This is a genomic window from Parafannyhessea sp. LCP19S3_B1, assembly GCF_052121955.1.
GTDB lineage: Bacteria > Actinomycetota > Coriobacteriia > Coriobacteriales > Atopobiaceae > Parafannyhessea.
In genome coordinates, this window is sequence record NZ_JBQKDH010000021.1 from 1 (window position 1) to 11413 (window position 11413).

10 protein-coding genes are annotated in these 11413 nt (G+C 69.3%); 6 read left to right on the forward strand and 4 right to left on the reverse strand.

The window, feature by feature from the left end:
- Positions 1–190 precede the first annotated feature (190 nt).
- Positions 191–1006: a phosphatase gene (locus tag ACTQWE_RS09915; protein ID WP_441857181.1), complete on the forward strand. Its 816-nt coding sequence runs from the start codon at positions 191–193 to the stop codon at positions 1004–1006.
- 36 nt (positions 1007–1042) lie between these two features.
- Here the strand turns inward: ACTQWE_RS09915 and ACTQWE_RS09920 are convergent, their stop codons facing one another.
- Complete coding sequence (locus ACTQWE_RS09920) at positions 1043–1858, reverse strand: exodeoxyribonuclease III (protein ID WP_441857179.1); 816 nt, start codon at positions 1856–1858, stop codon at positions 1043–1045.
- Between the two features lie 96 nt (positions 1859–1954).
- Positions 1955–2881: a patatin-like phospholipase family protein gene (locus ACTQWE_RS09925; protein ID WP_441857177.1), complete on the reverse strand. Its 927-nt coding sequence runs from the start codon at positions 2879–2881 to the stop codon at positions 1955–1957.
- Positions 2882–3001: 120 nt separating this feature from the next.
- Between ACTQWE_RS09925 and ACTQWE_RS09930 the strand changes: the two genes are divergently transcribed.
- The 3 genes from ACTQWE_RS09930 to ACTQWE_RS09940 all read left to right on the forward strand — a co-directional run bounded on the left by ACTQWE_RS09930 (position 3002) and on the right by ACTQWE_RS09940 (position 5877).
- Positions 3002–3745, forward strand: coding sequence for an NAD-dependent protein deacylase (locus ACTQWE_RS09930; protein ID WP_441857175.1), 744 nt, complete (start codon positions 3002–3004; stop codon positions 3743–3745).
- Positions 3746–3829: 84 nt separating this feature from the next.
- Positions 3830–5263, forward strand: a complete 1434-nt coding sequence (gene folP / locus ACTQWE_RS09935; RefSeq protein WP_170104577.1) for a dihydropteroate synthase — start codon at positions 3830–3832, stop codon at positions 5261–5263.
- Positions 5254–5877, forward strand: coding sequence for a hypothetical protein (locus ACTQWE_RS09940; RefSeq protein ID WP_441857173.1), 624 nt, complete (start codon positions 5254–5256; stop codon positions 5875–5877). Before folP ends, ACTQWE_RS09940 begins: the two co-directional genes overlap by 10 nt.
- Before the next feature lie 51 nt (positions 5878–5928).
- Here the strand turns inward: ACTQWE_RS09940 and ACTQWE_RS09945 are convergent, their stop codons facing one another.
- The gene (locus ACTQWE_RS09945; protein WP_441857171.1) at positions 5929–6741 is read right to left on the reverse strand and encodes a type III pantothenate kinase; all 813 of its coding nucleotides are present in this window, start codon (positions 6739–6741) and stop codon (positions 5929–5931) included.
- A gap of 201 nt (positions 6742–6942) precedes the next feature.
- Here ACTQWE_RS09945 and rpmE point away from each other — a divergent pair, with 201 nt between their 5' ends.
- Both rpmE and ACTQWE_RS09955 read left to right on the forward strand, forming a co-directional pair.
- On the forward strand, positions 6943–7392 hold the full coding sequence (gene rpmE, locus ACTQWE_RS09950) for a 50S ribosomal protein L31 (protein ID WP_090846015.1): 450 nt from the start codon (positions 6943–6945) through the stop codon (positions 7390–7392).
- Positions 7393–8695: 1303 nt separating this feature from the next.
- Positions 8696–10117: an NAD(P)/FAD-dependent oxidoreductase gene (locus tag ACTQWE_RS09955; protein WP_441857257.1), complete on the forward strand. Its 1422-nt coding sequence runs from the start codon at positions 8696–8698 to the stop codon at positions 10115–10117.
- On the opposite strand, the gene ACTQWE_RS09960 is transcribed toward ACTQWE_RS09955, so the two are convergent.
- Positions 10114–11413: hypothetical protein (locus ACTQWE_RS09960; protein WP_441921670.1), on the reverse strand; the 1300-nt coding region annotated here is incomplete at its 5' end. The two genes, ACTQWE_RS09955 and ACTQWE_RS09960, sit on opposite strands and share 4 nt — an antisense overlap.

An 11413-nucleotide genomic window follows, 5' to 3' on the forward strand; every position in this document is an offset into this window, starting at 1 on the left:
GCTCCGGGCGCGGGCGTGGTGGATTCCCGTCGGCACGAGCGAGCGCCTGTCCACGTGCGCCGTTCTTCTCCCCTGCGCCCAGGCGCTCGAGGCACAGGCCGCGCTCGCGGAGGCCCGCGCCCGCGCCAGCAGCAAGGGGCCGGAGGGCGACCGTCGCTAGCGCGGCCGCCAGGCCGCAAGGGAGGAAGACATGCTGCACATAGCCTGCGACGTTCACACGCACACGATCTTCTCGCGCCACGCGTACTCCACGATAGAGGAGAACGTGCGTGCCGCGGCGGAGATGCGCGTGGAGCTCCTGGGCTCGACGGACCACTTCAGCGCGATGGTCCACCCTGCGATCGACGGGGAGTACGACCTGCGCGACTTCCAGCACTTCCTGAACGTGCACAGCTGGCCGTGCATCTGGAACGGCGTGCGGCTGCTGCACGGGGTCGAGGCGGACATCGTCGATCTGGACGGCCACCTGTTTGGGCACGACATCGTGTGCGGGCGCGACATCACGGGCCGCGCGCTGCGCCGCCCCATCAACCTGAGGGAGCGCGTGTTCGACGAGTGCGACTACGTGATCGCGAGCGTGCACGACAAGTCGTGGGCGGAGGGCGCGAGCCTCGCCCAGACCACGGAGTGCTACGTGCGCGCGCTCGAGGACCCCAAGGTGCTGATCCTGGGGCACACGGGGCGCTCCGGCATGCCGTACGACCTGGGCGAGGTCCTGACCGTCGCGAAGGAGCGCGGCAAGCTGATAGAGATAAACGAGGCCACGTTTGGCGACCACCCCTCCGCGCGGCAGAGCTGCCGGCGGATCGCGGAGCGCTGCGCGGAGATGGGCGTCATGATCTCCACCGGCACGGACGCGCACATATCGTACGGGATCGGCCGCTTCGACCACGTGCGCTCCATGCTGGAAGAGATCCGCTTCCCGCAGAAGCTCGTGGCCACGCGCGACGCCCAGACGTTTCTGGGCGTGCTCGAGCGCGCCATCGGCCGGCCGGACGGGCTGTAGCGACCCGCTCCCGGCCGGACGCCGGCCGCGCCGGGCCTACGCCCTGATCGTCAGCTCGACGGGGCAGTGGTCGGACCCGTACACGTCGTCCAGGATGCGCGCGCCCGTCACCCGCGAGAACGCGCGGTCGCTCACCAGGAAGTAGTCTATGCGCCAGCCGGCGTTGCGCTCGCGTGCGCGCATGCGGTAGCTCCACCAGCTGTACGCCCCCTCGAGCGTGGGGTTCAGCGTGCGGAACGTGTCCGTGAAGCCCGCGTCCAGAAGCTTCCCGAAGCTTGCGCGCTCCTCGTCCGAGAAGCCCGCGTTCTCGTGGTTGGTGGCCGGGTTCTTGAGGTCGATCTCCTCGTGCGCCACGTTGAAGTCCCCGCACGTCACGACGGGCTTCTGCCTGTCGAGCCCCTGCAGGAACTCGCGGAAGCGCTCGTCCCACACCATGCGCTCGTCCAGGCGCGCGAGGCCCTGCTTCGAGTTTGGCGTGTACACGTCCACAAACCAGAAGTCCCCAAACTCCAGCGCGCACACGCGGCCCTCGTCGTCGGCCACCGGGCTGCCGATCTGCCGGATCACCTGCAGCGGCTCCGTGCGGCTGAACACGGCGGTGCCGGAGTACCCCTTGCGCTCCGCCGAGCTCCACACCTGCGTGTAGCCGGGCAGGTCGAGCTCGAGCTGCCCCTCCTGCATCTTCGTCTCCTGCAGGGCAAACACGTCCGCGTCCAGCGCGTCGAACACCTGCATGAAGCCGGGCTCCTTCTTCATGACGGCGCGCAGCCCGTTCACGTTCCACGAGACGAGCCTCAGCTCGCGCTCGCCGGCCGCCTCTGGCGTGCCGTCCGTCTTGTTGGTGTCAGCCATGTCTCTCCTTCGTGGGGCCGTCGGCCCGTCGGGGTTTCTCGTCTTGCGCCCGTCGCGCTCGTCCGGCGCCGCCTTACGCGCCGTCGCGCGGCCGCGCTAGCGCTCGTCCTGCGGCGCCTTCCAGTTGGGGTCGCCAAACAGGAACTCCTTGTACGCGGGCATGTCGCGTCGCGCCTGCGCCGCGCCCAGCGCGTAGGCGGTCTTAAGCGCCACCGGGTCGAGCGTCGTGCTCTTCACGGGCATCATGTCCGGGCGGATCACCAGGCAGCGGCCCTCGCGCTCCATCTGCGCAATGCGGTCGAGCTCCGCGTTGTAGCGCTCGGAGCGGGTGAGAAGGGCCTCCCTCACGTGCGGGTGCTCGCCCCCAAACCGCAGGGTCGCGTCCTTCTCGCCCCTCGAGGGCGGCTCCTTGCGGTATCCCGCCGGGCGCGTCGCCACCAGCAGGAAGCGCGTGTAGCCGGCTCGCTCCGCCATGAACAGCGGGATGCCCGCGCCCTCGCCCAGGCCTCCGTCCAGGTACGTGACGCCGTCTATGGGCTGTGGCCTCATCAGCACGGGAAGCGTCGAGCTCGCGCGCACGCACGCCATGAGGTCCCGCAGCGTGGGCATGTCCTCGCGCGTGAACACGCGCGTCCTGCCCGTGTCGCGCTCGAAGGCCGAGACCGCCACGCGCGCCGGGTTCGCCTGGAACGTGTCCCAGTCAAACGGCAGGCTGCCGTCCTCCACGCAGCCCTCGTACAGGTAGTCCGCGTTGAAGTAGCGCGTGCCGTGCAGGATGGAGCCAACGCCCACCGCCGGCGTGCCCGACCCCTCAAACCCCATGAACGCGTCTTTCACGCGGCGCGCGTCGCGGCTGAGGTAATCGACCGCGTGGCTGGAGCCCGCAGAGATCCCGCATACAAAGTCGAAGTATATGCCTTCGGCCAGCAGGGCGTTTGCAAAGGCCGCCGTGTATGCCGCGCGATAGCCGCCGCCTTCGAACACCAAAGCCGTCTTGTGCACGTTGTTTGTGAGTGGTGCCATGTCGCCGCCTTACGTCGAGTGCCAATGACTCAACCTTACCCGTTTGCCGCCCGCGCCCGCACCAGAAGCGCCCGTGGCGCACCAAAGTGCTACGGTAGGCACAGTCACGAGGAGGCAGACATGGGCAAGACGATCACGGACCCAAGGCTCGCCGCGCAAGAGCTGAAGAGGCTCACGGACGCGTCCGCGCACACGGTGTTCTTCGGCGGGGCGGGTGTCTCGACCGCAAGCGGGATCCCAGACTTCCGAAGCGAGAACGGCCTGTACAACCAGCACTTCTCGTCCAAGTACTCCCCGGAGGAGCTCCTGAGCCACCACCTGTGGAGGCAGGACCCCGAGGCGTTCTACGACTTCTATCGCAAGATGATGTGCGCGCCGGAGGCCAGGCCTAACCAGGCGCACGTGAAGCTCGCGCAGCTGGAGCGCGAGGGCAGGCTCGACGCCATCGTGACCCAGAACATCGACGGCCTGCACCAGGCCGCCGGCTCCAAGAACGTGATCGAGCTCCACGGGTCGACCCACCGTAACCACTGCGTGGACTGCGGCGCCGCGTACGACCAGGAGTGGATGCTCGCCACCACCGGCGTGCCGCGCTGTACTCGCTGCGGCGGCATCGTGAAGCCGGACGTGGTGCTGTACGAGGAGTCCCTGGACGAGAAGGACATAGAGGCCGCGGTCGTGGCCATAAGCCACGCCGACCTCCTCATCATCGGCGGCACGTCGCTCGTGGTGTACCCGGCGGCCGGGCTGGTGCAGTACTTCAGGGGCTCGAAGCTCGCCATCGTGAACCTGGAGCCCATCGCGCAGGATTGCGCGGCAGACGTGGTTTGTGCCTGCGACATAGCAAAGGCGTTCGATTGGTAGGGCGCAAGCGGTTACAATCTTTGGGAACACTCCGGGGCGTGCGCGCGTGCGCGGCGCCCCTTGACCCGTTTGGAAGGTGTACCCATGCTTCGTGAGGACTACTCCACCTGGCGCTGCGGCCAGCACGTGCTGTCGCTGGCACGCCCGCGCGTCATGGGCATCCTCAACGTCACGCCGGACTCGTTCAGCGACGGGGGAGAGAACCTCGACCCCGCGGCGGCCGTGGAGCGCGCGCTGCAGATGCTGGACGAGGGCGCGGACATCATCGACGTGGGCGGCGAGTCCACGCGCCCGGGCTCCAAGCCGGTGACGCCGGAGGAGGAGGCCCACAGGATCGTGCCCGTGATCCGCGGGATCCTGGCCAAGGCCCCCACGGCCATCATATCCGTGGACACGCGCCACGCCGCCGTGGCAAAGATCTGCGTGCGGCTTGGGGTGTCCATCCTGAACGACGTGACCGGGTTCACGGACCCGGCTATGGTGCAGGTGGCCGCGGAGAGCGACTGCGGCTGCGTCGTGATGCACTGGAACAAGCTGGGCGGGCCGGTCACGCGGCGCATGGTGCAGCTTGACTCCGAGCGTCCCGCGCGCGTGCGCCGCCCCGTACCCACCAGCACCAGGCGCTTCACGCTGCCGGAGGCCGCGCCCGTCATGAGGGAGATCATGGGCTTTCTGGGCGACCAGGCGCGCGTGCTCATGCGCGCCGGCGTCAGCCACGACCGCATCTGCATAGACCCGGGCCCCGGCTTCGACAAGACGTACGACCAGGACGTCGTGATCCAGCGCGCCACGCGCAAGCTCGTCTCGATGGGCTACCCCGTGCTGAACGCCGTTTCGCGCAAGCGCTTCGTGGGCGCGGTCTCTGGCGTCGCGGACGCGCCGGAGCGTGACTTCGCCACGACGGGCATCGCGCTCGCGGCCGTCGAGAGCGGTGCGCGCGTGCTGCGCGTGCACGACGTGGCCGGCGTCTGCCAGGCGCTCGACACGTACTGGGCCGTCACGAAGGCGGACCCGCGGCAGGGCTTCGTCTCCATCGGCTCGAACGTGGGCGACAGGCTCGAGAACCTGTCCCGCGCCGTCCGCCTGATGAACGACATCCCCATGACGTGCGTGGTCCAGGCGAGCCACGCGTACGAGACGCAGCCCGCGTACGGCATCGAGACGAACGTGGTGAACGCGGTGGTAGAGATCAGGACGGAGCTTGCGCCCATCGTGCTGATAGACCGCCTGCTTGACATAGAGACGCAGCTCAAGCGCGTGCGTGACCCGCGCCTTGCCGGCCACGGCCCGCGCACCATAGACTGCGACCTGTGCTTTGTGGAGGACGAGGAGCACGCCGGCCCCAAGCTGACGCTGCCCCACCCGCACCTGGGCGAGCGCGACTACGTGCTGGTGCCCATGGAGGACCTCATGCACGACCCCGTGCGCTACCTCATGCACGCCGGCGTGCCCGTGTACGCGCCGGAGGACCGCGTGGGCCACGTGGTGGCCGAGGTTGGTGAGCTGGATTGGCAGTAGCGACCCCCGGCGGCCGCGCCGATGGCCCCAGCCGCGCAGATGGCGACGGCCGCGCCGCGGAGCGCGTGCTCGCGAGCGTGACGGTGCGCCCGGATGTGCCGATGCAGATGTACACCTGCCTGCCGCAGGTGCTGGCCCTGGGCCTTGCGCGGGCGCTTGCCGCCGCGGGCCAGGACGGAGCGCGCGTGGCGTGGCCAAACGCCGTGGCCGTGGACGGCGAGGCGCTGCTGCGCGTGGACGTGCGCGCCGGCTACGACGAGGGCATGTTCGGCAGCTGCGATGTGGTGCTGCTTGCGGACGACCCCCGCGTCGCGCCCGGGGGAGAAGAGCTTGCCCACGCCCTCGAGCAGGCGTCCGCCCAGTGGGAGGGCCGCCTGCGCCGCGCCTGCGTGGTCGCGGGCCCGCTGGCGCCGCTGCTGGACGACTACTTCGAGACGATGGACGCCGCGAACGAGCGCGTGGAGGTGGTGTACCCCAACGGCCGCGTCGCCGCGCGCGGCGTGCTGGCCGGCCTGGACGTGTGGGGCCGCGCCAGCGTTCGCACGGACTCCGGCCGCGAGCTGAGCATATCGCCGGAGCAGGCGTCCATCCGCCGCGAGCGTCCGCGGGCGTAGGCTGCGAAAATGGGCCGTGAGAATGGGCCGCGGGAATGGGCCGCGAGGGTCCTAGCCGTTGATGTCGCGCTGCCTGCGGGCGGCGCGCTTCTCGTTTCTGTGGCGCCAGATCAGGTAGATGCCGCGGACGGTGAGGTTGGGGTCGACGGTGTCGAACGCGTCCGTCGCGCCGGAGACGATGCCTGCGAGGCCGCCCGTGCCAACAACGGTCGCGTCTGGCTCGTCGAGCTCGGCCTTGATGCGCGAGACGAGGCCTTCTACCTGCGCCGCCGCGCCAATCACGATGCCGGACTGCACCGCGGTCTCCGTCGTGGTGCCCAGCGCGTGGGGAGGCACCACCAGGGGGACGCTGGACAGGCGCGCCGCGTGGGCGAAGAGCGACTGCGCGGAGGACAGCAGGCCCGGCATGATGGCCCCGCCGCGAAACGCGCCCGCGGCGTCCACCACGTCGATGTTGGTGGCGGTGCCGAAGTCCACCACGATCACGGGCGAGCCGTAGCGCTCGCGCGCGGCGACGGCGTTTGCGATGCGGTCTGCGCCCACCTGGTGCGGGTCTGGCATGTCGATGCGGATGCCGCAGTCGCGCGTGGCGTCCACCAGCAGCACGTCCTCGGCCATGAGGAGGTTGGACATCATGTACTGCCACTCCTGCGTGAGGATGGGCACGACGCTCGCGATGGCGACGTCCGTCACGCTCTGCAGCGTGAGGCCGAACATGAGGAAGTAGCCGTACAGGCGCTCGTGCAGCTCGTCGGCGGTGTCGGTGTGGTCCGTCGCCATGCGCCACTGGCGCCGCAGGGTGCCGTCGGCGTCGAACAGGCCAAGCGTCGTCTGGGTGTTGCCTACGTCCACGGTAAGGAGCATGGGGTGCCTCCGGGTTTGTCAAACGGGTTTCCAGCGCCTAGTCTACAGGGTGCGAAGGCGCCGTGGCGGCGAAAGCGCCATTTCTTCTCCACAACACGCCCATGGCGAATCTGATACACTCCTATAGCTTGACGCCCTGATTGGAACCAGGGCTACCATCCTCGCCTGGTCGGAAACCAGGCCTACCAAAGGAGTCCCAGTATGAAGCAAGGCATCCATCCTAACTACGTGGAGTGCACCGTTCGCTGCACCTGCGGCAACACTTGGGTCACCCGCTCGACCAAGAGCGAGATGACCATCGACCTCTGCGACAAGTGCCACCCGTTCTACACCGGCCAGCAGAAGCTCGTCGACACCGGCGGACGCGTCCAGCGCTTTGCCAACAAGTTTGGTGGCGCCGCCGCTGCCCAGCTCAAGGCTGCCGAGGCTGCCAAGGCCGCCAAGGCTGCGAAGGCCGCCGAGCTCGCCGCCGCCAAGAAGGCCGCCAAGGAGGCCAAGGCTGCCGAGAAGGCCAAGCGTGCCGCCGAGTACGCGAAGAAGGCCGAGGCCGAGGCTGCCAAGCAGGCCGCCAAGGCTGCCGCCGAGGCCGAGACCGCTGCCGAGACCGTTGAGGCCGCGGCTGCCGACGCCGAGGCTCCTGCCGCGGAGTAGGTTTCAGCACGATAGCGGCGCGTCGGGTTGCCGGCATGCCGCGACGCATGCGCACAAGCGTGTTTGGGGAGGTCGACTTTGGTCGGCCTCCCTTTTGCGTGTGGGGCGCGGGTGCGCGGGCGCGGTACGTGCGCCGGGCGCGACGGGCTACTGCAGGCATCCGCGGCGCGCCGGTACACATCGGCCGCGAGTTTGCAGGGCCGGCGTAAACTCGGGCCACACGCGTACGGGGAAGCGTTGCGCCGGTACACTCCTGCCACGAGCTTGCAGCGGGTCCGCAAACTCGGGCCTCACGAGTACGGGCGGTGCTGCGTGCCGGTACACTCCTGCCGCGAGTTTGCAGCGGGTACGTAAACTCGGCCCTCACGAGTACGGTCGGCGCTGCGTGCCGGTACACGTCGGCCGCGAGTTTGCACGGTTGCACGAAACTCGGGGCAGACGGGTACCGGGAGGCGCCCCCGCGGTACACACCGGCCCCCAGTTTGCAGGAAGCCCGTAAACTGGGGGGCAGAAGCGTACCGAGCATGCCTCGCGCCGGTACACGTGGGGCAGAAACGTACGGGATCCTGCAAACTCGCGGCCGACGTGTACCATAAATGTTCAAACCATGGCAGGAACTCGCCGATGTGTACCGGAAAATGCAAACTCGGGTCAGACGTGTACCATGAGCAATTAGTCTAATTCCACATAGCATGAGGTAGATGACCTGCGCGATCAAAGTCTTAACGAACGGCTCGGTACACATCTAAGAGTTCCTGACATGGTTCAACTTTCGATGGTACTCGTCTGACCCGAGTTTACGACTTCCTGCCAAAAGCGCGCCCATGTGTACCCAGTCCGTACACATGGGCGCCCAGCTTGCAGGGCCCCTGCAAACTGGGCCGCGAAGTGTACCCGGCCCGGTACACGTCTGCCGCGAGCTTGCACGGACCCAGGAAACTCGGCCGCGACGTGTACGGGCGTGTCAACTCGGGGCTCACGTGTACCGACGGCCGGCACCCGCGAACACGCGCCAACGGCCCGCCGGCCGACTGCGCCAGCGCCGCACGCCCGCGCCAGCGCTGAAGCCCGCGCCAACGGCCCGCCGCCCGCCCGCGCCACAGGCACTCGCCGACCGCGTCCTCCACGCTCGCGGAAGCGCGTGCCCGCGCGCCCGTCGAGCGGCCGCGCCGTGGGTACAATGCCGGTGCACGCCCGCCGACGCCCGACGCCCGCCACCCGCCGCTCGCCGCTGGCTGCGCGCCCGCCGCCGGCGTGCGATCGCCGTCGCCGCGGGCAAACGTCACGCAAGAGAGGTGCACCCATGGCCGAAGAAGCCTCAACAATACGCACGGACGTCCTCATCGTGGGCGCGGGTCCCGCCGGAATCTTCACGGCGCTTGGCCTGCTGCGCCGGGGCGACCGCCGGTCCATCACCATGGTGGAGAAGGGCCTGCCCATCGAGCGGCGCCGCTGCCCGCGAGAGGCGACCGGCCACTGCGCGGGATGCTCTCCCTGCCGGATCACCACGGGCTTCTCGGGAGCCGGCGCGTTCAGCGACGGAAAGCTCTCGCTCTCGCCCGAGGTTGGCGGCGACCTTCCGCAGCTCGTGGGCACGGACGTCGTCGCAGACGGCATATCGCGCGTGGATGACATCTATCTTGAGCTGGGCGCGGACCCGCACGTGGAGGGCGTCGGTCACCCCAAGAGCGTCGCGGACATCCGTCGGCGCGCCATCAAGGCCGGCCTCAAGCTGGTGGACTGCCCCATTCGTCACCTGGGGACGGAAAAGGCGCAGCAGATCTACGCGCGCGTGGAGCGCGAGCTTCTGGACGCGGGCGTGAACATCCTGTTTGAGCACGAGTGCCTCGAGGTGCTGGTGCAGGGCGAGAAGTGCCTGGGTGCCGTCGTCGCGCCCACCGGCCGGCCCCAGGCCCAGACGCGGGTCCTTGCCGCTGATACCGTGGTCGCCACCGGCCGGCGCGGCGCGCTCTGGTTTGACGAGATGTGCGCGGAGCACGGGATCAGCCACGCACCCGGCCCCGTTGACCTGGGCGTTCGCGTCGAGGTTCGCAACGAGGTGATGGAGGACGTCAACAACGTCCTGTACGAGTCCAAGCTCGTGGGCTACCCGGCGCCGTTCCGCAACAAGGTGCGCACGTTCTGCCAGAACCCCGGCGGCTTCGTGAGCCAGGAGAACTACGATGGCGGCCTCGCCGTGGTGAACGGCCACTCGTACAAGGAGCGCAAGAGCCCCAACACCAACCTGGCCGTGCTGGTCTCGTTCAACTTCCGCCAGCCGTTCCACGAGCCCATCGCGTACGCGCAGCACGTCGGACGCCTCATGAACATGCTCGGCGCCGGCCACATCCTCGTGCAGCGCTTTGGCGACGTTCTGGACGGCAAGCGCACGTGGCCGCAGGAGCTTGGCCGCTCCAACGTGGTGCCCACGCTCGCGGACGCCGAGGCTGGGGACATCACGGCCGCGATGCCGTACCGCGCCATGACGGAGATAGTGGCGTTCATGCAGGCCGTCGACCTGGTGGTCCCGGGATTTGCCGCGGACGAGACACTGCTGTACGCGCCGGAGCTCAAGTTCTACAGCAACCGCGTGGTGATGGATAAGCACCTGGACACTAACGTCGCCGGCCTGCACTGCCTGGGAGACTCGTCCGGCTGGACGCGCGGCCTCATGATGTCCAGCGTGATGGGGCTGCTCATGGGAGAAGAGCTCTCGTCCCGCTAGGAGCGCTGGAGCGTGAACGCGTCCGTGTACGTGGCCGTCGCGTCATACGGTATGAGCAGGAACGACTCCTTCGACGTATGGCTGCACGTGACGCGCGCGACGGCGCGGTCCTGATCGTCGGCCGAGCCAAAGCCCACGATCACGGTGATCGTGCCGCGCGCGTCCTGTGGCGTCGTGAGCTCGAACGCGTACGTGCTGTCCGTGGGGTCGTCCGCCGGGTCAAGCCGCTCGCCCTCGAACGTGACGCCGCGCACGGACTCGTCGCCGTCGCTTGCGTCCACGTCCCGCTCCGGCGCGGCGTGGTAGTGCGCGACGCAGTCAAGCGTGCCGGTCATGCGGCGCGAGTCGTCTGACAGCGCGTCGATCGTGATGGAGAGCGTGCGTCCCTGCGCGCCAAAGCATCTTGCGCCAGAGGCGTCCTGGCTCTGGAACGTGCCCGTCCACGTGCCCGCCACGGGCGAAAGGCTCGCGCGCCGGGCGCCCTTGCTTGCGCTTGCCTTGCGCAGCTCCCACGAGCCGCTTGCGGCCGCGAACGAGAAGCTCGCGTCCACGTCGCATTCCAGCGCCTGGTAGCCGTGCCGGCTCACCAGGCGAATGCGCACGTCCTGCCGCTGGCGCCTGCGGTCGAAGGTCGACTTTTTTATGGTGACGTCCGCGTTTTGGTACAGCGTGGCAAGGCTTTTCTTGCCGCCGCCCGCAGACGAGTCCGCCTTTGCCAGGATCGCGCCCACGCCCGCGCGGATGCGCGCGCGGGACACGCCGCCCGTCGCCGCAAACGAGGCCGCGCCGTCCAGCCGGCACACGTCCAGCCGCCACGAGCCGCTTGCGCCGCGCTCGTACGTGAGGCTCGCGGGCGCCGTCGCGCGCACGCGCCCGCTCTGGAACGTCACGTCCGCCGCCACGACGAGCTTGCCGGCGACGGAGCTTCGCCCGCGCACCTTCGCGCCGGTGGCAACCAGGTCCTCCGCCACGTCGAACGCGCCGGCGCTCCAGTCCGGCGCGGGGGCGTGCGCCACGGCGTCGCGCTCCACGCGCGCGTCGTCCGGGCCGCCTACCAGGCCAAGTCCCGCGGCCACGGCCGCGGCGACACACAGCGCCACGGCGAGAAGGACCGCCGCCGTCGCCGCGCGGTGGTTCCGCACCGCAAGGCCCGCACTTCTCGCCCAGGCGCGCGCCCTGCGCGCGAGCGGCGTCGCGGCGGCGTCTGTCGCGGCGGCGTCAGGGGCGGTGCCGTCCGGTACGGCCTTCGTGGCCGCGGCGTCCCGTGCGGGCGCGGCGCTTGGCGCGGGCACCGGC

What these genes read in the sequence shown, in the direction of transcription:
- ACTQWE_RS09915 (WP_441857181.1), top strand. Translation starts at nt 191, where the DNA reads ATGCTGCACATAGCCTGCGACGTTCACACGCACACGATCTTCTCGCGC.
- ACTQWE_RS09920 (WP_441857179.1), bottom strand. Translation starts at nt 1,858, where the DNA reads ATGGCTGACACCAACAAGACGGACGGCACGCCAGAGGCGGCCGGCGAG.
- ACTQWE_RS09925 (WP_441857177.1), bottom strand. Translation starts at nt 2,881, where the DNA reads ATGGCACCACTCACAAACAACGTGCACAAGACGGCTTTGGTGTTCGAA.
- ACTQWE_RS09930 (WP_441857175.1), top strand. Translation starts at nt 3,002, where the DNA reads ATGGGCAAGACGATCACGGACCCAAGGCTCGCCGCGCAAGAGCTGAAG.
- folP (WP_170104577.1), top strand. Translation starts at nt 3,830, where the DNA reads ATGCTTCGTGAGGACTACTCCACCTGGCGCTGCGGCCAGCACGTGCTG.
- ACTQWE_RS09945 (WP_441857171.1), bottom strand. Translation starts at nt 6,741, where the DNA reads ATGCTCCTTACCGTGGACGTAGGCAACACCCAGACGACGCTTGGCCTG.
- rpmE (WP_090846015.1), top strand. Translation starts at nt 6,943, where the DNA reads ATGAAGCAAGGCATCCATCCTAACTACGTGGAGTGCACCGTTCGCTGC.
- ACTQWE_RS09955 (WP_441857257.1), top strand. Translation starts at nt 8,696, where the DNA reads ATGGCCGAAGAAGCCTCAACAATACGCACGGACGTCCTCATCGTGGGC.